The organism is bacterium (assembly GCA_030685015.1).
GTDB lineage: Bacteria > CAIWAD01 > CAIWAD01 > CAIWAD01 > CAIWAD01 > CAIWAD01.
Window position 1 is genome coordinate 1 of sequence record JAUXWS010000059.1, and the last position, 22,989, is coordinate 22,989.

Here is a 22,989-nt window from a genome sequence, read left to right on the forward strand (position 1 = left end):
GGAAGCCTCGTCACCAGCGATGGCCTGTCGTGCTTCAGCGAAGTCAGGGTTCAAGGCTGCGATCACCAATCCGTGCTCGTCAAGGGAGACCGGACCATCATGAACACGATTTTTTACTGGACCAGCACCGTGCTGGCCAACCTGAAGACCAGCTTGTTGGGAGTGTATCACCAGGCAAACCGCAAGTATGTCCATCGCTTCTTTGCCTTGTTCCAATACCGGTTCAACCGCCGCATGAATCTGGTCTGCCTCATCACCGGCACTCTGCGCCTGGCAGCAAGATCGGCACAGCGACCCCTGAGGACCCTACGACTGGCTGATTCTCCTGCGTAATCGGGACGCGGTAAGCGCCAGCGCCGGCCCGCAATGGCACGGTGTCAGCACCGGGTTGGGCGCGGGCACCCGACTGGAAGAGCCGGGAAGCGCTGGGTGCTTTGGCATTGAGCCAGAGGAATCCGTGCTCGGCCCACACGTCAAGCTCCAGTGTGTCCGGGGGCGCCTCGCCCTGAACAAGCCGTCCGGATCCGGAAAACTCGCCACCTATGCCGGCAAGAGCGTCAAAGGCTTCGCAATCGGTCGGCGCGTCCAGAGAGGAATCCCAATACCAGCGACGGTCGCCAACTTCCCAGGATTGACGCAAAACCCGACCGGAGTCCAGCAGGGCGATCGAGTATGAGTGTTCGTCCTCCGTGTCCGGGTTGATGATCAGGCTGTCCCCGCGCAACGTGTAGGGAATGACACTTTCTACACACGCCTCTTCCCAGTAGACCGGGCGTCCTGGCGAGGTGAACCGGAGGCTGTCATCCGTGCCGGCGACCATCCATCCCACGCTGGACATATCAAAACTCAGCCAAGCCACCTCGTCGGAGGGTAGACCGGACGTTGTGGTCTCGTCTTCATTTTCACAGGCCAGGAAGAGCGCGATTAGCAGGAGGGTCAAGCGCTTCACGGGTTGTCCCCATTGTTGATGGAAGATCCGTTGGACAAGCTGGGGCTCTTCGTTCGCTCCAGCCGCTCCGCCAGCCAGACCTTGATGATCGCCTGCCGCGACACGCCCAGGCGGCCCGCCTCGCGGTCCAGGGACTCGATCATCCAGACCGGGAAGTCCACGTTGACACGGCGGTGCTCCTGGCCGGGGCGGCGGGCCGTCTTCAAGTCCAGCGCCTCCAGCGCGCTCTCGCCTTTGTCGAAGCGCTGGTCAAGCGCCTTGGCTTTCATAAAGCTTCTTCTCCTCATTCCCATTAGCGCCGCACCGAGATGAAGTCTATGCCGTGCTTGGCCAGGTTGGCGCGGCTCTTGTTGGCGTCGAGTTCGAAGTCCTTTGCCCCTCACCCCTTGGTGCCGAATTAATACCAGACGGCAACCATTATTGCCATCAATCGGACATGCGTCGTCACGAATCTTGGCGACCGCGCTTCAGGCGCTTGCCCCGGATCGCCAAGGGCGGCCATGTCCGCGCGCACCAAGTGCCCGCCAGATGATGCACGCATCTGGCGTCTGCATCCTCTCCTGTCCAAGCAGGTGAGCAGGTCTTCCACCGTGGCCGCAGCGCCCAGGGAGCCCTTCCGGCCGTCCACGGCGGACATCGTCCCCGCTCTGCTCCAGCAGTTCGCCGCCGGCCTGGAGAAGGACGGGTGTCGCGCCGCTGTCTTCAATCCGTCGTCGCCATTTCCGCCTTTGCCACATTGCCCACGGCGCCGCACTCCCGCGACGCCTTCCCACAGGAGGATCCCATGAGCGAAACCACCCATGACCTGAAGGAGGCCTTCGCCGGCGAGAGCCAGGCCAACCAGAAGTACCGGGCCTTCGCCAAGCAGGCCGAGAGGGATGGCTTCCCCAACGTGGCCAGGCTCTTCCGCACCACGGCGGAGGCGGAGCGCATCCACGCCGAGGGGCACCTGGGCGCCCTGGGCGGCATCGGCGCCACGGCGGCCAATCTGGAAGCGGCCATCGACGGCGAGACCTACGAGTTCGAGAGCATGTACCCGCCCATGCTGCAGCGAGCCCAGGCGGCCGGCCACAAGGCGGCGAAGATGTTCAAGTACGCCGTGGAGGCGGAGGCCGTGCACGCCCGGCTCTACACCGCCGCGCTGGAGGCCGTGCGCCAGGGCAAGGATCTGGACGTGGAGGACTTCTACCTCTGCCCGGTCTGCGGCCACATCGAGTTCGGACGGCCCGAGGCGCCCTGCCCCATCTGCGGGGTGAAGGCCGCGGCCTACGTGCTGGTGTGACGTGACGAGCCCCCTGGAAGCCCTGCCCGCCCTGCGTCTGCCGGGTGGGCTTTTCCAGCTTGAGGCGGCGGATTTCTGCGCCTGGCCCGGTTACGCCCTGCTGCGGCCGGCGTCCGGCGTGGCGTCGCCGGCGGCCTTCTCCCCGGCGGAGGCGGCCGCCCTGGGTCCCGCCTTGGCACGGGTGGTGGCGGCCCTGGAGGCGGCCACGGGCGCGGAGCGGGTCTACCTGCTGGCCTTCGCCGAGGTGGACCGCCGCTTCCATTTGCATCTCCTGCCGCGCACCCGTCTGTTGGCGCGGGGCTGGGCGGCGGCGGCGGGGATCGACCCGGCCGCCCCCGTGGATGGACCAGCCCTCTTCGTCTGGACGCGGACTCACTGTGTCACGGCGGCCGACCTGCCGCCCGGCGCGCCGGATCGCGCGGTCGTCTGGGGGGAGCTGGCGCGTCGCTGGACGGAAGACACCGGCGGATTGTGAGACAAGGAGGTGCGCCGTGAGGGCCGTTGTCATTCCCCGCCACGGCGGGCCGGAGGTGCTGGAGCTGCGCGAGCTGCCGCCCGTGCCGGATCCGGGACCCGGCCAGGTCCGGGTGGACGTTCGCGCCGTCGCCCTCAACCACCTGGACCTCTGGGTGCGGCGCGGGCACGCCGGCCTCCGGGTGGAGCTGCCCTACGTGCCCGGCAGCGACATCTGCGGCGTGGTGGGCGCCGTGGGCGAGGGCGTCACGCGCGTGGCGCCCGGACAGCCCGTGGTGGCCTTCCCGGCGCTTTACTGCCATGGCTGCGCCGCCTGCCTGGCCGGCCGCCACAACCATTGCCGCAGCTTCGCCATCCTGGGCGAGCACGCCCCGGGTGGACTGGCGGAACAGATCCTGCTGCCCGAACGCAACCTCTACCCGCTTCCCGCCGGCCTGTCCAGCGAGGAGGGGGCCGCCTTCCCGCTGGCCTGGCTGACCAGCTGGCACATGTTGGCGCGCAAGGTGGCGCTGGCGCCCGGCGACTGGGTGCTGATCCAGGCCGCGGCCAGCGGCACGGGCCTGGCCGCCCTGCAGATCGCCCGCTTGTTCGGGGCGCGGGTGCTGGCCACGGCCGGCTCGGCGGAGAAGTGCGCCCGGCTGGTGGCCATGGGGGCGGAGCGGACGGTCAACTATCGTGAGCAGGACCTCAAGGCGGTGGTGAAGGAGGCCACGGGCGGCCGCGGCTGCACGGTTGTGGTGGACCACCTGGGGGCCACGACCTTCTCGCTCTCCCTGTCCTGTCTGGCCCGCGAGGGCACCTATCTGACCTGCGGCGCCACGACGGGCCCCGGCTTGACCTTCGACGCGCGCCATCTCTTCATCAAGCACCAGCGCATCATCGGCAGCACCATGGGCGACGCCGGGGATTTCCAGGCCCTGCTGGCCCACATGGGGCCGGCGCCGGGGGGCGGCCTGCATCCGGTTGTCCACCGCGTGTTCCCCATGGCGCAGATCCGCGCCGCGCATGAGGAGCTGGAAAGCCGCGGCGTGGTCGGCAAGGTGGTGATCCGCGTGGGCGTATAGTCGGCGATTGTCGCCATTCCTTTTGCGCTTTCGTTCGCAATCAGCCGGTCACTCCTTATTTTGTGCGGCTTGTGACGGGATATGCCGTGGTTTTCGAATAGTGAAGGAGGAAATCAACCATGTGGGGGTCCAAGTTGCTGACCCTGCGGGCCAGCGTGATCACGCTCGTAATCTTCACGTTGGCCACGGGATGCGGCAAGAACCTGGAAAGCGCCGTCGCCACGGTGGGCGGCGAGATCATCACGGTGGACGACCTGCGCCAGGAAATGGTCCGCCAGTACCGCACCGAGAAGGAGGCGGCCCGCAAGTCGCTGGAGCAACGGGAGAAGGCTCTGGAGAATTTGATCGAGCGGCGGCTGAAAGTGGCCGGCGCCCGCGCCGAGGGCTACTTCGACACACCGGAGGTCAAGGAGCGCGAGGCCACGCTGCTCACCGAAACGATCATCAATCGCCTCTACGAGGTCAAGATCCTGGAGGCGGTGGTTTCCGACCAGGTGCTGCGCGACACCTACGACAGGCAGGCGACCGAGGTGCAGGCTTCGCACATCCTGTTCAAGTGGGTGACGGACAGCGCCTCCGTGCGCCAGAGGGCGCTAGAGGTGCAGCGCGAGATCCGCAACGGGCTTCCCTTCGCCGACGCGGCGGCCCGCTACACCGAGGAGCCGGGCGGCCAGGAGCGCAAGGGAGACCTGGGTTGGTTCAGCTGGGGCCGCATGGTGCCGGAGTTTCAAGAGGCCTGCTGGGCCCTGCAGGAGAACGAGATCTCGGCTCCCCTGGAGACGCGTTACGGCATTCATCTCATTCATTTGACCGGCCGCCGCACGGTGGAGAGCCGGCCCACCTTCGAGGAGCAGAAGGAGAGCCTGAAGGAGATGGCCCGTAACAACATGCGCGAGCAGATCATGGCGGCCGGCAACACCTATCTCGAGGACATGAAGCGGGATCTGGGCTACAAGCTGGAGGAGGCGCGCGTGCCGCAGTTGTTGGCCGACATCCAGGCCAACATGCAACCTGAGCTCAAGCTGCAGGAAATCTTCCAAAGCCTGGCCGAGGGCGCCTGGAAGGACCAGGTCATCGCGTCCTGGAAGGGCGGCCAGATGGACATGGCGGGCCTGGCCAAGAGCATGGAGCGGAATTTCCGACCGGCCTCCTCCATCACCACACCCCGCGACGTGGAAGACATGGTCAACAACGCCTCCATCCACCCCATGCTGACGGCGCGGGCCAAGGCGGAGGGGCTGGACAAGGACAAGGACGTGCTGAAGAACGTCCAGCAGCAGCTTGAGAACAACGTGGTGATGACCTACGAGCGGGAGCGGATCAAGGGCAAGGTGGAGGTGGGCGAGGACCAGATCGCCGCCTGGTTTGCCGCCAACCCCAACGACTACATGCATCCGCAGATGGTCCGCGTGCAGGAGGTCTACGTCGCGGACCGCGACCTGGCGCAGAAGCTGGCCGAGCGGGCCCGCAAGGGCGAGAACTTCGGCAAGCTGGCTAAGCAGTACACGGAACGTCCGGACCGCAAGGGTACGGACGGCACGCTGGAACCCTTCCAAGCCGGCCGCTATGGCAAGATGGGTGAAGCGGCCTTCGCCATGGCCGTGGGCGATGTGAGCGACCCGCTGCCCATCGGCCGCAACTGGTCGGTGATCAAATTGCTGGAAGTGATTCCCCCCAAGCCCAAGGCGCTGGACGAGGCCCGCACCTCCATCCGCATGAAGCTGGAGCGGGAGGCGCGCGCCAACCGCCACGATGCCTGGCGCCAGGAGATCGAACAGAAGGTGCCCGTCGTGCTCTACAAGGAGAAACTGACCACCCTGTTTGCCGACGTGAAGGACATGGGCGAGCAGGGAGACCGCGCCACCCGCGAGGCGGAGGCCACGCCGGACGAGCGTTGATCCGCCCCCTCCTGACACAACGAAGCCCCGACGGTCCGCCGCCGGGGCTTTTTCTTATTCCGTGGGTCATTCAAGGGTTGGGTGCTTGCATGGACCAGGCAAGGGCCAAGCGCAGCAGACGGCCGGGCTCCATGACCGGCTGGCCCACGGCGAAGGGATCCCGCGCACAGGACAAGTGGCGATGGTAGGTGCGATCCAGCAGATTCTCCACCTCCGCCGCCAGGGACCAACGTCCGCCCGCCCAGCCCACCCCCAGATCCACGCGACTCCAGGACTCGGCGGGTCGCTCCCCAGAGCCGGGTCCACCCGTCCCTGCCGCGCGGTCCAGACGCCGCGGACCCAAGGTCGCCAGCCCGCCCAACCCGGCAGGCGGAACAGCAGATTGAGATCAGCCGGAGCGACTTCGGCCAGGGGCTGGTCCGCATCCTCGTTCCTTCCCCAGTTCCAGGACGCGCGTAGGCGCCAGCGGGCGCCTTCCCCCGTCAGGACTGCGCCCAACATCGTGGCGCGCACACCCTGCCAGCCCAGGGCCGTGTCGCCGTCCAGCAGGCTGCGCTGGCCGCCTCAAGGGCGCCGGCGAACCAGCCTCCGCCCGTGCGGTGCTGTGCTCCCCACGCCAGGGCGGCGGGCAGGAAAAGGCGGCGATGGGGCGGATCCACGCGCAAGCGGCCCTGCTGCGCATCCACCCGGTCGATGTCGCCCACTTGGTCCAGCACGAGACCCATTCGTCCGGACAGCCAGCCGAATCGCCCCAGGGCCAGCTCCTGTTGCCAACTTCCGGAAAAGCGCCGCAGGTCGGGGATCATGTGGTTGCGGATGCCCGCCGCGGGAATGCGGTTGACGAGATCCCAGCGCATCCACCAGAAGTCGAGGCGCGGGGTCGAGCAGCCGAGGGTCGTGATGTCGGCATCCGAAATCATCGAGGGGCGCAGGGGCGACTGGGCCGTGGGCTGGCGCAGGCCATCGTCCATCAGGTGGTCGGTCCGGTTGAAGTAGACGCGGCGGTCGCCCTGGGCCAGATAGCCGCCCCAATGGCTGGTGCGCCGCTCGTCCATTTTCAGATAGGGAAAGGGCACGTCGCGGGACCGCTGGAGGAAGGCGCCGACCTCCAGGCGACCCAGGGCGCCGGTCCAGTGGCCCTCACGGGCACGCAGGTCGGGAAGGTCGACATAAGGGTAGAGCCCGACGAAAACGCGGCCCTCGTCGTCCTTGTAGGCGCGACTTTCCAACGCGCGAATGGACAACCGGTGGCCCAGGCCCTCCACCGCCGCGCCGACCTCGCGCGCGCTTCCCGCCAAAATTGTCGTCTTGAGACCGGCCATGGCCGCCATGTCCCGGCCCGGGCGCCGCCGATGGTATTGGACCAGGCCGCCCAAGCCGGCCGACGCCGCCTGGCCGGAGCGGTGCAAGTCCAGGGATTCCATCTCATCGCCGCTGAAGCGGGTCAGGGCATTGTCCATGCGGTTCGGACAGGCGGGCGGATGGCGCTCGCCATCGATGCGGATCTCGAGATCCTGCCGGGTGAGTCCCTCCACACCAAGATCCATGGACAGCAGATCGCCGCGCCTGATGAGGTCGATGCCGGCCTCTTCGAGGGCGTGGTCCAGCGTCGAGCCGCCCAGGGCCGTGCTTGTTTGGCCGGGACGCGGGGCGGGGGCCGTCACGGTGACAGACTCCAGCTGGTGGAGCCAACAGCTGTCCAAGATGGTGGCTGTCGCAGGAAGGACAAGGGCCAGGGCAAGGACCAGCCGGATCATCAGGCTCCCCTCAAACACGATAAATGATAACAAATATTCAAGTAGGGGCGGGGAAGGTGGTGGCTGTGAAACGGTTCACCAATGGAGATAATTCTTGACATGACTGTGCCATGGTCGTAGGTTGAATATGGACCGAAAAAGTCCAACAAAACATCACAGCAGAAAGGGAAAGACGATGACCACCAAAACGAACGCACTTGCAGCGCTGTTCGTGACCATGGGGATGGGGACCTCAGCGGCGTTGGCTGAGACTTATGTCGCCCATTTGAGCGGGTTGAACGAAGTGCCGCCCAACGCCTCTCCTGCCCACGGCATGATCACCGCCGTCCTGACCGGCAATTCCTTGGCGGTGTCTGGCCATTACGGCGATCTCGTCGCCAGCTACACGGCGTCGCACATCCACCAGGCGCCGGCCGGCGTGAATGGCGGGGTGGTCTTCGGCCTGACGCCGACACCGGACAGCCCCACCGCCGGGAGCTACGATCCGGCGGGCAACACCTTCCTCCTCAGTGCCGCCCAGCTGACGGCACTCCAGACCGGCCTGTTCTACGTCAATGTGCACAGCACCCAGTTTCCGGGCGGCGAGATCCGCGGCCAGCTCCTGGAGGAGGTGGTGACCAGCGCCAATGAGGGACCGGCTCTCTTTGTGCTGGCGCAGAACTATCCCAATCCCTTCAATCCGGCCACCACGTTGCGCTTCGTGATGGACGAGACGGGTCCGGCCCGCCTGGCCGTGCACAACATCATGGGACGGACCGTGGCCACTCTGATTGACGGCCTGCTGGAGCGGGGCGAGCACCAGCTGACCTTCGATGCGGCCGGCCTGCCCAGCGGTCGCTACACCTACACGCTGGAAGCCGGGGGGCGGAGCGAGACGCGCGGCATGTTGCTGCTACGATGAATCTTTCTCCTTCCTAATCAGGGGAGGACGGGGCCGGTTCCACGGAGTTGGGGCCGGCCCCACTTCTTGCCTTCGTGCCCGGTCTTCCGCATCATGGGACCACGCGTTCGCACCACAACGAAGGGGCGGCCCATGTCGCGCTTCAATCATGTGCCCATCATGATCTGCCTGTTGGTGTCGGCCTGCGGCGTTCGCGTGGACCACGAGGCGGCGCAAACCCTGCGCATGGAGGCCGGCTCACCGGGCATCACGGTGTTGCCGGTCATGGTGCGGAACCTCGACGAGGTCGCCCCCGACACCGCTCTCACCAGCCGGCTGGCCGAAGGGCTGGAAGCCGGCGCCCTCGTGCACCTGCATCCGGAGGCCGTTGCCCTGTCGCCGGGTTGGGACAGGGGGCACGCGGGCATGTGGTCGCGCAGTGTCCGGGAGTTCCGGACCTGGCGCCGCCATCACCCGGTTGCCACCAATCACGCCCTGCTGGTGGAATGCCTGATGGGGACCCGGGTGGTGGGCGCCGTCCACGTCCTGGTGGTGGACCGCGCGGGCCGGCTGGCCTGTGGCCTGCTCCTGGGGCAGGACGATCCACTCTATCAGGACATGGCGCCGCAATCGGCGGAAGAGTGCGTCCAGCTGGCCCTGACGGCCCTGCGGCGGGAGCTGGTGCCCGCCCGGGCCCCAGAGGCTCCGTCACCCTGATTCAGCGGCGCCCATCCGAACATTTGCTTCCGGCGCCCGGGAGTGGCGCCCCAGGCAGGTGCGCGCGACGGTTCAATGAAGTGGGAGGATAACATGGATGCGGGATTGCGCCGCCGGTTGACATGGTTGCCGCGGGTCCTCATGTTGATCATCGCCGCCTTCCTCTCTGTCTTCGCGCTGGACGCTCTTCAGCCGGGACAGGGAGCTGTCAGGCGGGCGCTGACACTCGCCCTTCATCTCATTCCCGCCGGCATGGTGGTCCTGACGGCCGTGGCGTCCTGGCGGCGCGAATGGATTGGAGCGATCGTATCCCTGGGGGCCGGCGCCTGGAGTCTTGCCCTTTGGTCCGGGCACTGGAGCGCCAAGGCGGGCCTGGGCGGCGCGCTCCTCCTTGCGGGTCTGCTCTACGGGGCGGCCTGGATCCTGCGCCTGTGGGAGTCGCGGAAGGGCCGGCCAGCGGGACAAGACGCGTAGCAGTCTGTCGGGCTTGGCCGCTTCGCGGTCTTCATCGCCCCTGCCGGCCCCATTCGACGCAGGTTTCTTGCGAGTAAATGCCATTACGCGACGCGAAATCTCCGCCGAATGGTCCGCGACATGGGCGCGAATCCCATCCAAGGTCCAAGCCCGACAGACTGCTGGCAGCCAGGCGGGCTTGGTCTCGTCTCGGTCTCCTTCGCCCAGGGTCTTCGACACGGGCGCGAAGCCCAGCGAAGACCCAAGCCCGGCATGTTGTCAGGAAGGTGCGGACTCGCCCAGTTCGCGCAGGATCTCGCGTGCCTGCTGAAGGCGGCTGGGCCAGTCCAATCCGCGCTGATCCAGCTGCAGGGCCATCTGGCCCTGGGCCGCGATCTGCACGGGCCAGGCGGCGTCCAGGTGCCGCACGCGACCCAGCCAGGCCTGGGCGGTGCTTTCATCGGGGGCGGCCGGCTTGAGCAGCAAACGCTCCTGTCGCAGATCGACCAGGGCGCAGAGCGCGGCGCGACCCAGGGCCTGCAACTCCACCAGCTGGAAGAGCATCCAAGCCTCGGCGGGCAGGCTGCCGAAGCGGTCGGCCACTTCGCCGCGCAGCCGCTGGACCTCGTCCGCGCCTTGCGCCTGCTGGAGGCGGCGATAGAGATTGACGCGCTCGCCGGCATCCTCCACATAGGACGCGGGCAGCAAGGCGTCAACGGGCAGCTCCACTTGGCATTCGATGCGGGCCGGCCGCTCCACTCGGCTCTCCTCGTCCTTGAGTTCGAGAATGGCCTCCTCCAGCAAGCGGTTGTAATGCTCGTAGCCCACCGCCGAGATGTGACCGCTCTGCTCGGAGCCGAGGATATTGCCGGCCCCGCGGATCTCCAGGTCGCGCATGGCGAGCTTGAAGCCGCTGCCCAGATCAGTGAACTCGCCGATGGTGTGCAGGCGCTTCTTGGCGTCGGGCGTCATCTGGAAGGCGGACGGCGTGAGCAGGTAGGCATGGGCCTGACGGTGGCTGCGGCCGATGCGGCCCCGCAGCTGGTAGAGCTGGGCCAGGCCGAAGGTGTCGGCGCGGTTGACGATCATCGTGTTGACGTTGGGGATGTCCAGGCCCGTCTCGATGATCATCGTGCTGACCAGGACGTCGAAGTCCCTCCGCATGAACTCGTACATCACTTTTTCCAGCTGGACGCCGCTCATCTGCCCATGCGCCACGGCGAAACGCGCCTCGGGTACCAGCTCACGCAGTTGCGTCACGATGGTGTCGATGCTCTGCACCCGGTTGTGCACGAAGTAGACCTGGCCGTTGCGGTCCAGCTCGCGCAGGATGGCGCTGCGGATGACCCGCGGGTTCCAGGGCAGGATCTCCGTCTCGATGGGCAGGCGGTTGGATGGCGGCACATTGACGAGGCTGAGGTCGCGGATGCCCAGCATGGCCATGTCCAGAGTGCGGGGAATGGGCGTGGCTGTCATCGTGATGACATCCAGGTTGGCCTTGAGCTGCTTGATTCTCTCCTTGTGCAGGACGCCGAAGCGCTGCTCCTCGTCCACCACCAGCAGCCCCAGCTTGTGGAAGACAACATCCTTTGAGAGCAGGCGATGGGTGCCGATCAGCACGTCCACTTTGCCGGCCTTGAGCTCGGCCAGCACCAGCTCCTGCTCCTTGCGCGTGCGGAAGCGGCTGAGCACCTCGACCCGGGCCGGATACTCGGCGTAGCGCGCAGAGAAGGTGTTGTAATGCTGCTGGGCCAGAATGGTGGTGGGCACCAGCACGGCGGCCTGAAGGCCGTCACTCACCGCCTTGAACACGGCGCGCACGGCCACCTCGGTCTTGCCGAAGCCCACGTCGCCACAGATGAGGCGGTCCATCGGCCATGTCGCCTCCATGTCCTCCTTGCAGGCGGCAATGGCGGCCAACTGGTCCGTCGTCTCTTCGAATTCGAAGGCAGCCTCCATCTCCTTTTGCCAGATGGTGTCGGCGCCGAAGGAGATGCCCTGGCTCATGCGGCGGCGGGCGTACAGCTCGATCAGCTGCTTGGCCACGTTCTGGATCGAAGCCTTGGTCTTGCGCCGGGTGCGCTCCCATTCGCCGGTGCCCAGGCGCGAGAGCTTGACGACGGTCTCCTCGCCCGCCGAGTACTTCTCCACGTCGCGGAAATGCTCCAGGCGGACGTAGACGCGATCGTCGTTGGCATAGCGCAGCTTGAGCACCTCCCGCTCGTGGCCGTTGACCTTGATGGCGGTGAGGCCCTCGAAGATGCCAATGCCGAATCGGACGTGGACGACGGCATCGCCCGGTTCCAGGTTCTCGATCCGCCGCAAGGCCGTGGCGCGCCGGAAGCGCTTGATGTGACGCCGGACGCGCGGTCGGCTGAAGATCTCGTGATCGGTGTAAACCGCCAGCCGGGCGTCATGCCAGACGAATCCGCGGTGCAAGGTGCCCACCGAGAGCGGCACGCGCTCCTCCGACAGGCCCACCTCCTCCAGGATCTCCCGCAGGCGCTCCCGCTGGCCAAGATTGTCGCAGAGGATGGCCGTGCGATAGCCCTCGTCATGCAGGCCGCGCAGGTTGGCGGTCAGCAGCGCCAGATTGCGCATGAAGGATTCCTGGCTTCGCGCGCGAAGATTGAGGACCTGTTCGTCATCCGGGCGCCGGCCCGCATGAAACACCAGACGAGAGTGACGCAGGAGATGGCCGATCACCTCGCCAGTGGACAGTCGGGGCTGGTCCCCGGCCAACCTGGGCTCCGAGCCGCCGGACGCGACGAGTTCAAGCTGGGATTTCACATGATCCAGAGGCGGACCGGCGACCAGGGTATCCTTGCGCAGCAAGCAGAACAGATCGGCCTCTGCCTCCGCCTCGTCGTCATGGAGGGCCAAGGTCACATTGGCCAAAAGGGCAAGACTGGTTTGCTGGCTGGGATCGAATGCGCGGATGGATTCTATCTCGTCGCCGTAGAACTCCAAACGCAAAGGATGTTCGTGACCCCACGGATATAGATCCAGTATGCCGCCGCGTACGGCATACTGTGCGATATCCTCCACGGTGGATACCCGTTCAAAGCCTGCTCGCTCCAGTGTTTCAATGAAGTCATTGCGGGATAGAGACATGCCCGGCTCAAGCATGTGCATGCCACCATCCACGGTTTGCGGGCGAGGATGGAGCTCCAGCAGCTGGCGAAGGTTTGCGACCAGAACCAGGGGGTCGCCCAGACGCAGACGGCGGTAGATTTCGATAAGGGCGCTGCGCTGTTCAAGGGGAAGGCCCCGCTCATCGTGATGGGCGGTGTCACGGGCCGGAAGCGCGAAGACACGATCCTGACCCATGAGCAAAACCAGGTCGTCCACCAGTTCCTCTGCCTCGTGGCTGTCTATGGCCATCACCAGCCCCGGTCGATTGGCCAGGGCATTAGCGAGGATGACAGCACGCAACGAAGCGGCCGCACCGGCCACCTCTGCCAGCATTCCCTGCTCAAGCAGGCTGGTGAGGCGGTCCAGAGGAGGCGTCGCCGCGGCCAGCGAGCGCAGATGGTCCAGGAAGCTACTTGGCGAGATATTCATGGGCGACTTTTTCCGCAGCCAAGGGGTGGGATGCCTGTAGCTCAAGATCATAGATGCGGGCAGGGGTCGGCGCCTCGGCGCCACCCATGAGCAGGTAGCGGACCCCGGGGCGGCGCCAGCGGCGGGTCCAAGCAGCCAACATGCGGGGATCCTTGACGAAGCGGGCCACGAAGAGGTCCGGGGCAGGACGGTCGCGCACCTTTTCGATCCGGGCGTGCAGCACGTCCACATGATTCAATTGAAGGGACTCAGTCACACGGGTGAGGAACTGGCATTTTTTCAAATACCGGTCGATCAGCAGGTAACGATGAGCGGGCAGCATGATGGCCAGGGGGATTCCCGGAAGGCCGCCCCCGGAGCCAAGATCAACCACGGAAAGCGGCTCCGCATTGAGCATGGGCAGGCTGGCCATTTTCAAGCAGGGAGCCAGCATATCCTGCTTGAAGCGGGATAGTGCCGTTGGTGATACAAGGCCCAACCGTTCATTGTCGGCGAGGAGCATCAGCTCAAATGAAGCCAGTTGCTCCAGTTGGCCGCCGGTGGGAAGGGAGGGACTTGGTTCCACGTGGAACACTCCTTGCACTGTGGAGATCAGGCCCCTGGGAGCAGTCGCCGCTGCAGGTGTACCCAAAGGGCCTGGACATCCGTCGGATTGACGCCTCCAATGCGCGAGGCTTGGCCAAGGCTGTGTGGCTTCACGCGGCCCAGATGTTGCCGTGCCTCGGTGGAAAGTGAGGAGACGGATGCATAGTCCAGATCCTTTGGCAAGGCCACGCCTTCATTGCGGCGAAAATTCGCCACAGCCCGATGCTGTCGCTCGATGTAGCCTGCGTATTTGACATCCAGTTCAATGCCAGCAAGCAGATCCTCGTCTGCCTCCGCCGACCAATCAGGACCAGCCGCGGTGAGCAGCGCATTCAGCTTGACATCCGGACGACGCAACCACTCCGCCGCACGTTGGGATCCTGAGCAGGGTGGCTGGTCCAGCATGGATTGGGGACTTTCTGGGCCATCTGGCTCCCCGGTCGAAAGAATCTGGCGGATGACGCCCGCCGGCAGGCTGCTTCGCATCAGCCAGTCCACAATACGCTCGCGCAGGCTTCGACGATGCAACAGTGTTTGCCAACGCCACTCCTCCAGCAGGCCGCATCGACGACCGTACTCCATCAAACGCTCGTCAGCGTTGTCTTGCCGCAGCAGAAGCCTGAACTCCGCCCTTGACGTGAACATGCGATAGGGTTCCAGCAGGGATTTGTTGACAAGATCGTCAACCAGGACGCCTATGTAGGCCTGATCGCGGCCCAGCACCAGGGGGTCCTTGCCGTCAAGCAGGGCGGCGGCGTTGATGGCGGCCAGCAAGCCTTGGGCCGCTGCTTCCTCATAACCCGATGTCCCGTTGATCTGACCAGCCAGGAACAGGTTCGGAATCTCATGGAGGGACAAGCCGATGTTGATCTGCCAGGCGGGGAAATAATCATACTCGATCGCATAACCCGGTCGAATCAGTCGAACATGTTCGAAGCCCGGTACCGTGCGCAGCGCCCGCCATTGGATCTCCTCTGGCAGCGACGTGGAGAAGCCGTTGACATACATCTCGCGCCCGTCAAGTGACTCTGGCTCAAGGAAAAGCTGATGCCGGTCCTTGTCGGCGAATCGAACAACCTTGTCTTCGACGGAGGGACAGTAGCGGGGACCGATGCTCTCAATCCGGCCCGAGTACATGGGCGAGAGATGGAGATTCTCCCGCAGGAGACGGTGGGTTTCCTCGGTTGTCCAAGTGAGATGACATGGCAACTGGGGAAGATTCACCAGGTGCTCATAGAAACGAAAAGGCCTGGAGGGTGTGTCGCCCGGTTGAAGCTCGAAAGAGGAGAAATCGATGGACTCGCGGTCCACCCGCGGTGGCGTCCCCGTCTTATAGCGGGCCACGGCAACGCCCATCCGCTCCAGTGCGGCGCTGAGTCCGTGGGCTGGAGGCTCGCCGGCCCGCCCGCTGGCGCGCTGCTTGTCACCAACATGGATGAGGCCATTGAGGAAGGTGCCGGCGCAGAGGATGAAGGCGCGCCCTGGTATCTCGGTGCCGTTGTCCAGCAAAACGGAACGAATCCGCCCCTTATCAAACGCGAGATCCACAACCTGGCCCTGACGGAGATCCAGCCCGGGTTGATTGAACAGTATTTGTGTGGCCATCCGCGCATAATGCCACTTGTCGCACTGGGCGCGGGGCGACCAGACGGCGGCGCCCTTGGATCGATTCAGCATGCGGAACTGGATTCCCGAGAGGTCGGCCAGACGCCCCATCTCTCCACCCAGTGCATCTATCTCGCGCACCAACTGGCCTTTGCCCACGCCCCCAATGGCGGGGTTGCAGGACATCTGCCCAATGGTTTGCAAGGACATGGTGATGATCAGAGTGCGCAGGCCCATGCGGGCACCGGCCAGGGCCGCCTCGATACCGGCATGACCGGCTCCGACAACCACCAAGTCATAAGGCGGGCCGGGAATGTTCCACGTGGAACATGGGTGGGGCGGGTACACACTAGAGGCGCTCGTCACGTGTCGCCTCACTTCCCGACACAGAAGCGGGCGAAGATGCGAGGGTAGATCTCTTCCAGATTATCCCAGCCCAGAATCTCGCCCAAACAACCAAGGGCCTCGTGCAGGTTGGCGGCGGTCAGGGCGCGATCCTCACCCTCGCTGATGGACGTGATGAACCGCTGTAGGGCCTCTAGTGCCAGACCCAACAATTGATGATGGCGGGAGTGTGAGACGACCATCTCCAAGTGCTGCCAATCCTCGCTCAGCAGGCGGGACCCCATCTCGGCTCTCAGCTGCTCAAGCCCGACACCGTCCTTGGCGGAGACGACGAAGCCGCCCATGTCGGCGTTGGGGGGCAGCAAGTCGGACTTGGTCCACACCAACAGGGCGCGGGGATCATCGAGCAATTCCGCCAGGGGATGGCCACCCGGTGCAACCAGGTGCAGGACCAAGTCCGCGCGCACCAGAAGCTCCCGTGTCCGTGACATGCCCAGTCGTTCCACCCGATTATCAGCCTCGTGCAAGCCGGCGGTGTCCCACAGCGTGGCACTGAGGTCGCCCAGACGCAGCGATTGGGAGACTGAGTCCCTCGTGGTGCCGGGTTCGGCATCCACCAGCACGCAGTCGTGGCCGACGAGGGCATTCATCAAGGTGGACTTCCCTGCATTGGGCGCACCGGCAAGCACCACATTGGCGCCATCAGCCAAGCGTCCGATCCGCCAGGACTCTCGCCATGCGCGAACCTTCCCGCTCAAGGCCTGCGCCGCATCAATCAGGACATCATCAGGCGCCGGCGTGATCTCATGCTCGGCGAAGTCCAACTCGGCCTCCACCAGGCTGATTAGGTTGAGCAGCTGATCGCAAAACTCCTGCATCAGGCGCCCCGGTTGTCCCGCCAAGCCGCGCAAGGCCAATTGGTGGGAAAGGGACGAGCGGCTCTCGATCAGGGCGAGAGCCGCCTCCGCCTGGGTGAGGGACATGCGGCCATGCTCCACGGCTCGTCGTGTGAACTCCCCCGCCAGGGCCATTTCCGCCTCGCGGCCCAAATCCTCAAGGACGCGGCCGACGATCCAGGGCGACCCGTGGAGATGGAACTCCACCACGTCCTCACCCGTGTAGCTGCAGGGCGCGTGGAAGGCGAGGACGATGGCCTGGTCCAGGCGCTGGCCCTCCAAATCGTTCAGCCAGCATAACTTGGCGCGGGCATGGAGAAGCGAGGCGGGGCGGGGCTGTTCAGTCAGTGGAGCGACGATCCGTCGGCACGCAATGTCCAGGGCCCGTGGCCCGCTCATCCTGACAATGGCGATGCCGGACCTGCCCGGAGGCGTGGACAAGGCCACGATGGTATCGCGGTGTCCGGACAGCATGATGCATCAACCGGCCTTCTGCTTCCGCTTCATGGTCAGGGCCGGCGCGGGCGCCTGGACCGGGGCCGGCGGCATGGTTCCGCCGGTCATCCACTGTTGCTGGGCAGCGGACAAGAGGTTGAAAAGAGTATAATAGAGAGTCAAGCCAGAGGGTAACTGGTTGAAGATGAACAACATCATGACGGGCATGATGTACAACATGGTCTTCTGCGTCTGGTCAGTGATGGTCATGCGCATCATTAGGAAACTGGACACACCAAAAATGATGGCCAGCAGAGAGACATGATTCCCATACAGGGGCAGTGAGAACGGCAAGGCCAGGACCGAGTCGGGCACCGACAGGTCGGTGATCCACCCCACAAAACTGGCGCCGCGCAACTCGAAGGCGCCGCGAAAAACAAAGTAGAGGGCGAAGAGCAGCGGCATCTGCAGCAGGTTGGGCAGACATCCGCCGAAAGGGTTCACCTTGTGCTCCCGGAAGAGTTTCATCGTCTCTTCCTGCAGCTTCTTGGGGTTGCTGCCGTACTTGCGCTTGAGCTCTTCCTGCAGCGGCCGGATCCGCTGCATCTCCTTCATGCTGCGATGGCTCTTGGCGGTGAGTGGCCAGACGGCGAGCTTCACGAGAACGGAGAACAGGATGATGATGACGCCGTAGTTGCTGATGAATAGATTCAGCTTGGTGAAGACCCACAGGACAATGGCGGCAAAGGGCTTGATCAACGGCCACATGAAACCCATGAAGCCCAGGCTGGTGCGGGTCATGATGCTCTGCTGGAGGGAGGGGTCCATGTCGGCCAGCGCGTTCTTCTGAAGCGGTCCCAGATAGAGGGCGAAGCTCTGGCTGAGGGCGTGGTCCAGATCCAGCTGCAACTCCAGGTCGAAGGCGTATTCCCCGTGGGCATCGGCGCCGCCCGGGTCGCTTTGGCGCCCCGTGAAACGGACTTGGTCGGCCTTGACGTCCAGCGGCACCAAGGCAAGCTGGAAGTACTTGTTGCGGGTGGCCACCCAATGCACATTGCCTTTGCGGATGTCTTCACCGGATTCCGCCTTGCGGCCCAGACGGAAATTGGCCATCTCGCCGCCCACCAGCGCCAGGGCCTCTGTGTACATGTTGTCCTGCATGGCGCTGGACTCGGTCAGATGGAGGCCGCTTTCCCAGCGCAGGCCCCAGCGGAGATGACGGATCGGCTCACTCAAATCCTGCACTTGGATGAGCACATCCATGCGATAACTGTCGTCCCGCAGGACGTAGCGCTTGACCAGGCGCCCGCCGTCGGAACCGGTGTAGGCAAATTCGACAAGCTGCTCCCCGTTCGCCGGCACGATGGTGATGTCCGGCAGGGGGCACTCGAAGAGGAAGGTGGCTGTGTCCACCTGGCGGCCGCCCAGATTGAATTCGGGGATGAGATTGGCGCGACCTTCGTCGATCAACACAACGGTGTCGCCCCAGTAGCTCTTGAGTCCTTTCAGTTCGTGGCGGACAATCGTGGCGCCACGTGTGCTGAACACTACGTCGTAGAGCTTGGTGGACACGCGAAGCTGGCGCTCCTCCGGCCGGCCCGCCGGGAAGTCGAAACCCTGGCCGGACCCGGGGTTGATGGCCACAGGATCCGGCGCCGCCTCAAGGCCGGCCACCGTTTCTTGTCGAGCGTCCTTGGTCGCCAGGCCGGGTGCCTCATCGGGTCGGACCGTCGCTTCGGCCACCTTGTCCGCCTTGGCTGCGGCAAGCTCCTCGCTGGTGGGCATGCCGATCCAGCGGCGATAGGTATCCGTGCTCATGAAGAGAGCGATGATGCCGATGATGATGAAGGCCAGCACCGAACGCTTGTCGAGGCCGCTTCCCATGGAGGCTCCTTTGTCAGGGAAGGTCAAGACCGCCGCGGGAGAACGGGTGGCAGCGCAGCAGACGCCACAAGGTCTTCCTCAGAGCGGTTGCGAAACCATACTTGCCAAACGCCTCGTGGGCGTAGGCGGAACACGTCGGATGGAACCGACAGCGGGACGGCAGCAGGGGCGACAGGCTAACCTGGTAGAGGCGGATGAGACCTTGCATGGCCCGGCGGGGCAGGGAAAAGCTCATTCAGGTCCCTCAACAGGCCGCGCCAGTCAGCCACGGCGAGCGGCTCCGAGCCACGTTGACGGCGATCCGAAGCCCTCAGCAGGAAAAGCAAATCGCGATCTGTCGGAAAGCGATCCCGGTGTCGGCGGTAGAGTTCCCGCAGCCGCCGCTTCTGCAGGTTGCGCCGCACGGCGTTGCCATAGCGACGGGGCACAAGGAAAGCGGCCCGCGGCCGCTCCGATGGTGCCAGGTAGATGGTGATGTACCGCCCGCGGCGACGGCCACCGTGCTGCAGCAGTTCGCGGATCCGGTTGGAGTCCTTGAGGATCCGGCACCGGGGGAGCCGCTCATCGAGCAAGGCTGACCGTCAGGCGCTTGCGCCCCTTGCGACGACGGGCGGACAGCACATTGCGACCGCCGGGTGTAGCCATGCGCGCGCGGAAACCGTGCTTGTTGCGGCGCTTGCGGTTGCTGGGCTGAAAGGTGCGCTTCATGACATGACTCCGTATCCAGGTCGTTGATCAGCAAAGACCAAGAGTTTACAATCCCTCCACTGGCAATGCAAGCTGCTCCTCATCAACATGATCGCCATCACTTGACTGGCGCAGGGCATTCCTCTATTATTTCCAGTTCCATCACGGAAGGACGTGGATGCATGAAGAGCACGACCGCCATACCGGCGAAGCATGTCCCCGGTCTCACTGATCGGGAAGCCGAAGTGCTCCGTTATGTTATTCATAATTTCGTGATGACGGCCAACCCAGTTGGAAGCCGTACACTTTCGAAAATTCAGAGCCTGGACCTCGGCGCCGCCACCATTCGCAATGCCATGGCCGATTTGGAGGAAAAAGGCCTGCTGGCCCATCCCCACACCTCCGCGGGTCGCGTCCCGACGGATCATGGTTACCGGGTCTATGTCAACCACCTGATGGAGCAGGAGCGCATCTCCCGGGAGGAGTGTCAACTGATCCAGCAGAACGTGGACGAGCTGATGCCCGATGTGGAGGCCATCCTCGAGCGCACCGCCCAGCTTTTGTCCCGCATCGGGCGGAACCTGGGCATCGTGCTGGCCCCCGCCTTCGAGGAAGGGGTGCTGGAACGGCTTGATCTGGTGCCGCTGGGCGGGTCGCGCGTGCTGGTCGTGATCACCGTCGCGTCGGGGCTGGCCCGTACCGTCACCTTGGAGATTGAAAGCCGGGTGGATGGGGCCGATCTTCTCCCGCTCGCCCGCATGCTGCAGCAGCGACTGGCTGGCTTGACCCTGCGCCAGATCCGCGACACCATCGCCGACCGGCTGGCGGACGTGCGGGAAGGCGCCGGCGTGGCGCGGCTCTTCATTGACAGCGCCGACCGCCTCTTCGCACCCAGCGCGTCCCAGGGCGTGATCATGGATGGGGCGCGCAACATCCCGGACATCCCGGAATTCCGTGAGGACGGCTTTCGCAGCATCCTTGAGATCTACGAGGATCGCGACATCATCCTTCACCTGCTGACCAGCAAGATCGGCGAGGACATCAGCGTCCTCATCGGCCGCGAGCACGCCGAGGAGCGCGCCGCCGACTACAGCCTGATCACGGCATCCTACCACGTGGGCAGCCTGCCGGGAGCCCTGGGCATCATCGGACCGCGACGCATGAACTATTCGCGGCTCATGCATCTCGTCAAGTACACGGCGGATCTCATCAGCAGCAGATTCGCCCAGGACAGAGACAAGGATACGGCCAGAATCGGATGAGCAAGCACAAGAAACCACACACAGGAAGTCCTCCCCCGGACCCCGGTCCGCCACCCGCCGGCTCAGGACAGGACTTGGCCAATGGCGCGGCGGAGGCCTGGACGGAGGAGGTGCCGCCAGCCAACCCGATGGACGGGGCGCAGGAAGCCCTCCGCCTGCGCGAGGAACTGACCCTGGCCAACGACCGCCTGCTGCGGCTGCGCGCCGAGTTTGACAACTATCGCCGCCGCACCCAGCTGGACCAGCTGCGCGTGCGCGACCAGGCGGTGGATCGGGTCGTGCTGGCCTTGCTGCCGGCACTGGACGACCTGGAGCGGGTGCGGCAGACCGCCACTCCCGAAATGGACCTGGCGACCCTCTTCCGCGGTCTGGACCTGGTGTTGGACAAATTCGCCGCCCAACTGGAGCAGGTGGACGTGCGAGCCTTCAGCGCCTGTGGCGAGCCATTCGACCCGACGCGGCACGAGGCCCTGTCCATCAGTCAGGATCCCGCGCGGGAGGACGACGTGGTGGTTGAGGAGCATGTGCGGGGCTACCTGCACGGCGAGACGGTGATCCGCCACGCCCAGGTGATTGTCAACAAGCGGTAAGGCATGTCCAAGCGCGACTACTACGAAATCCTGGGTGTGCCGCGGGACGCGTCGGGGGCGGACATCAAGAAAGCCTATCGCAAGCTGGCCCTCACCTATCATCCGGACCGCAACAAGGACCCGGACGCCGAGCAGAAGTTCAAGGAAGTGTCGGAGGCCTACTCCGTCCTTTCGGATGAGCAGAAGCGCCCCCAGTACGACCGCTTTGGCCACGCCGCCACCCAGGGCTTCGACAGCGGGCCGCAGCCCGACTTCGACCCCTTCGACCTCTTCCGGTCTTTCTTCTCGCAGGCCGGCATGGGCGGCTTCGAGGAGCTCTTCCGCGGCGGTGGGCAAACACAGGAGCGCGGGCGGGATCTCCAGTTGACCTTGCATCTCAGCCTGGAGGAGATCGCCCAGGGCGTGGAGAAGCGGATCAAGATCAAGATCCAGAAGCCCTGCTCCACCTGCAACGGAAGCGGCGCCGCCGATGGTTCGCGACCGGAGCCCTGTCCTGTCTGCCATGGACAGGGCCGCGTGCGTCAGGTGTCCCGCAGTTTTCTCGGCATGATCGAGAACATCGTGGTCTGCCAGAACTGCGGCGGCGAGGGGCGCGTCGTGCGCAGCCCATGCCGGAGCTGCCAGGGCAGCGGCCTGGAAAAAGGCGACACCACCGTGTTGATCAAGGTTCCGCCCGGCGTGGAGGACGGCAATTACATCCGTCTGCGCGGGCAGGGCAACCACGGGCCGCGCGGCAAGGCGCGGGGCGACGTGGTGGTGGTGCTGCGCGAGCAGGAACACGACGTCTTCGAGCGCCACGGCGACGACATCCTGCTGGAGCAGGCGGTCAGCATCCCGGTGGCCGTGCTGGGCGGCGAAATCAAGGTCCCCGTGCTGGGAGGCGAGGCCTCGCTCAAGGTCCCCGCCGGCACGCAAAGCGGCACGCTGCTGCGCATGAGAGGCCAGGGCATCCAGGGCCGGGGCGGTCGCCGGGGCGATCAGGTGGTGCGCATCCACCTTTACACACCTAGGGAACTCGGGGCGGAAACGCGGCGATTGTTCGAGAAGCTGCGCGGCATGGAGGATGTTTCGCCCCAAGGGACGAGCAAGAGCTTTTTCAAAAAGCTGGTCAACCACATCTTCGGCTGAAAGGCAAGTTCAGACGGGGATTGGTAGGTTTGAAACAGTGGTTGACGCCTGAGGAGCGCCGCGCCGCCGCGGTGGTGATCGCCCTGGTGGGCGCGGGATATTTGATGCTTGGGTGGCGGGTTTGGCGGGAGCCGGACCCTCCATTTCCGCTTGACAGCCTTGACCTTGCCTTCATGCGGACAGGCGCCGCACTGGCCGCCGACAGTGGCGCGCCGAGTGGCGCCGGGCCGGCCGCGGCCAGCCTGGCCGGACCGACACAAGCGCTGGACCTGAACCATGCCGACAGCCTGGCCCTGCTGGAGCTGCCCGGCATCGGGCCGACCAAGGCCGGCGGCATCCTGGCCTGGCGGCGTCGACACGGGGCCTTCCGACGGGTGGAGGATCTGATGGAAGTGCCGGGCATCGGACCCGCCACCTTCGCACGACTACAGGGTCAGGTGGGGATTGGCAGCGACAAGGTCGCGTCCGGAACCCCGGCTTCGCCGCCTCAACCAGCCGGCGCCGGCCGCCGCGACGCAAAATGACAGGAGCGCC

23 protein-coding genes are annotated in these 22,989 nt (G+C 65.1%); 11 read left to right on the plus strand and 12 right to left on the minus strand.

Features of this window, described 5'->3' with window-relative positions; translation table 11 throughout:
• The 3 genes from Q8O14_07870 to Q8O14_07880 all read right to left on the minus strand — a co-directional run.
• Positions 1-216 (minus strand): hypothetical protein (locus Q8O14_07870; GenBank protein MDP2360655.1); only part of this gene is annotated, 216 nt, incomplete at its 3' end.
• Positions 217-253: 37 nt separating this feature from the next.
• Entirely contained in the window at positions 254-949 is a 696-nt protein-coding gene (locus Q8O14_07875; GenBank protein ID MDP2360656.1) for a hypothetical protein, read from the minus strand.
• On the minus strand, positions 946-1,218 hold the full coding sequence (locus tag Q8O14_07880; protein MDP2360657.1) for a ribbon-helix-helix protein, CopG family: 273 nt from the start codon (positions 1,216-1,218) through the stop codon (positions 946-948). The genes Q8O14_07875 and Q8O14_07880 overlap by 4 nt, the downstream gene beginning before the upstream one ends.
• A gap of 515 nt (positions 1,219-1,733) precedes the next feature.
• On the opposite strand from Q8O14_07880, the gene Q8O14_07885 reads away from it, so the two are divergent.
• The 4 genes from Q8O14_07885 (at position 1,734) to Q8O14_07900 (ending at position 5,667) form a co-directional block, all read left to right on the plus strand.
• Positions 1,734-2,231, plus strand: coding sequence for a rubrerythrin family protein (locus Q8O14_07885; protein MDP2360658.1), 498 nt, complete (start codon positions 1,734-1,736; stop codon positions 2,229-2,231).
• A 1-nt stretch (position 2,232) separates the two neighbouring features.
• Positions 2,233-2,706, plus strand: coding sequence for a hypothetical protein (locus tag Q8O14_07890; GenBank protein ID MDP2360659.1), 474 nt, complete (start codon positions 2,233-2,235; stop codon positions 2,704-2,706).
• A 16-nt stretch (positions 2,707-2,722) separates the two neighbouring features.
• Complete coding sequence (locus Q8O14_07895; GenBank protein MDP2360660.1) at positions 2,723-3,769, plus strand: zinc-binding dehydrogenase; 1,047 nt, start codon at positions 2,723-2,725, stop codon at positions 3,767-3,769.
• Positions 3,770-3,888: 119 nt separating this feature from the next.
• A complete protein-coding gene (locus Q8O14_07900) occupies positions 3,889-5,667 on the plus strand; it encodes a peptidylprolyl isomerase (GenBank protein MDP2360661.1) in 1,779 nt (592 codons plus the stop codon).
• 70 nt (positions 5,668-5,737) lie between these two features.
• Here Q8O14_07900 and Q8O14_07905 read toward each other — a convergent pair whose 3' ends face one another.
• A complete protein-coding gene (locus tag Q8O14_07905; GenBank protein MDP2360662.1) occupies positions 5,738-6,010 on the minus strand; it encodes a TonB-dependent receptor in 273 nt (90 codons plus the stop codon).
• A 139-nt stretch (positions 6,011-6,149) separates the two neighbouring features.
• On the minus strand, positions 6,150-7,424 hold the full coding sequence (locus Q8O14_07910; GenBank protein MDP2360663.1) for a hypothetical protein: 1,275 nt from the start codon (positions 7,422-7,424) through the stop codon (positions 6,150-6,152).
• A 241-nt stretch (positions 7,425-7,665) separates the two neighbouring features.
• On the opposite strand from Q8O14_07910, the gene Q8O14_07915 reads away from it, so the two are divergent.
• The 3 genes from Q8O14_07915 to Q8O14_07925 all read left to right on the plus strand — a co-directional run bounded on the left by Q8O14_07915 (position 7,666) and on the right by Q8O14_07925 (position 9,495).
• A complete protein-coding gene (locus Q8O14_07915) occupies positions 7,666-8,325 on the plus strand; it encodes a CHRD domain-containing protein (protein ID MDP2360664.1) in 660 nt (219 codons plus the stop codon).
• Between the two features lie 132 nt (positions 8,326-8,457).
• Entirely contained in the window at positions 8,458-9,021 is a 564-nt protein-coding gene (locus tag Q8O14_07920) for a hypothetical protein (protein MDP2360665.1), read from the plus strand.
• Between the two features lie 93 nt (positions 9,022-9,114).
• Complete coding sequence (locus Q8O14_07925; protein ID MDP2360666.1) at positions 9,115-9,495, plus strand: hypothetical protein; 381 nt, start codon at positions 9,115-9,117, stop codon at positions 9,493-9,495.
• Between the two features lie 258 nt (positions 9,496-9,753).
• On the opposite strand, the gene mfd is transcribed toward Q8O14_07925, so the two are convergent.
• The 7 genes from mfd to rpmH all read right to left on the minus strand — a co-directional run bounded on the left by mfd (position 9,754) and on the right by rpmH (position 19,496).
• The gene (mfd, locus tag Q8O14_07930; GenBank protein MDP2360667.1) at positions 9,754-13,038 is read right to left on the minus strand and encodes a transcription-repair coupling factor; all 3,285 of its coding nucleotides are present in this window, start codon (positions 13,036-13,038) and stop codon (positions 9,754-9,756) included.
• Entirely contained in the window at positions 13,019-13,603 is a 585-nt protein-coding gene (locus Q8O14_07935) for a class I SAM-dependent methyltransferase (GenBank protein ID MDP2360668.1), read from the minus strand. Before Q8O14_07935 ends, mfd begins: the two co-directional genes overlap by 20 nt.
• 26 nt (positions 13,604-13,629) lie before the next feature.
• Positions 13,630-15,576 carry a tRNA uridine-5-carboxymethylaminomethyl(34) synthesis enzyme MnmG gene (gene mnmG, locus Q8O14_07940; protein MDP2360669.1) on the minus strand — a complete coding sequence of 649 codons (1,947 nt, stop codon included), beginning with the start codon at positions 15,574-15,576 and terminating at the stop codon, positions 13,630-13,632.
• Positions 15,577-15,602: 26 nt separating this feature from the next.
• Positions 15,603-16,943 (minus strand): tRNA modification GTPase, encoded by a 1,341-nt coding sequence (locus Q8O14_07945; protein MDP2360670.1) that lies wholly within the window; start codon positions 16,941-16,943, stop codon positions 15,603-15,605.
• Between the two features lie 6 nt (positions 16,944-16,949).
• Positions 16,950-18,788, minus strand: coding sequence for a membrane protein insertase YidC (yidC, locus tag Q8O14_07950; GenBank protein ID MDP2360671.1), 1,839 nt, complete (start codon positions 18,786-18,788; stop codon positions 16,950-16,952).
• A gap of 13 nt (positions 18,789-18,801) precedes the next feature.
• Positions 18,802-18,996, minus strand: a complete 195-nt coding sequence (yidD, locus tag Q8O14_07955) for a membrane protein insertion efficiency factor YidD (GenBank protein ID MDP2360672.1) — start codon at positions 18,994-18,996, stop codon at positions 18,802-18,804.
• A gap of 353 nt (positions 18,997-19,349) precedes the next feature.
• Positions 19,350-19,496, minus strand: coding sequence for a 50S ribosomal protein L34 (rpmH, locus tag Q8O14_07960; GenBank protein ID MDP2360673.1), 147 nt, complete (start codon positions 19,494-19,496; stop codon positions 19,350-19,352).
• 161 nt (positions 19,497-19,657) lie between these two features.
• Between rpmH and hrcA the strand changes: the two genes are divergently transcribed.
• The 4 genes from hrcA (at position 19,658) to Q8O14_07980 (ending at position 22,979) form a co-directional block, all read left to right on the plus strand.
• Positions 19,658-20,737, plus strand: a complete 1,080-nt coding sequence (hrcA, locus tag Q8O14_07965; GenBank protein ID MDP2360674.1) for a heat-inducible transcriptional repressor HrcA — start codon at positions 19,658-19,660, stop codon at positions 20,735-20,737.
• A gap of 74 nt (positions 20,738-20,811) precedes the next feature.
• Positions 20,812-21,327 (plus strand): nucleotide exchange factor GrpE, encoded by a 516-nt coding sequence (locus Q8O14_07970; protein ID MDP2360675.1) that lies wholly within the window; start codon positions 20,812-20,814, stop codon positions 21,325-21,327.
• 3 nt (positions 21,328-21,330) lie between these two features.
• On the plus strand, positions 21,331-22,455 hold the full coding sequence (dnaJ, locus tag Q8O14_07975) for a molecular chaperone DnaJ (GenBank protein MDP2360676.1): 1,125 nt from the start codon (positions 21,331-21,333) through the stop codon (positions 22,453-22,455).
• Positions 22,456-22,484: 29 nt separating this feature from the next.
• Entirely contained in the window at positions 22,485-22,979 is a 495-nt protein-coding gene (locus Q8O14_07980) for a ComEA family DNA-binding protein (GenBank protein ID MDP2360677.1), read from the plus strand.
• The last annotated feature ends 10 nt before the right edge of the window (positions 22,980-22,989 follow it).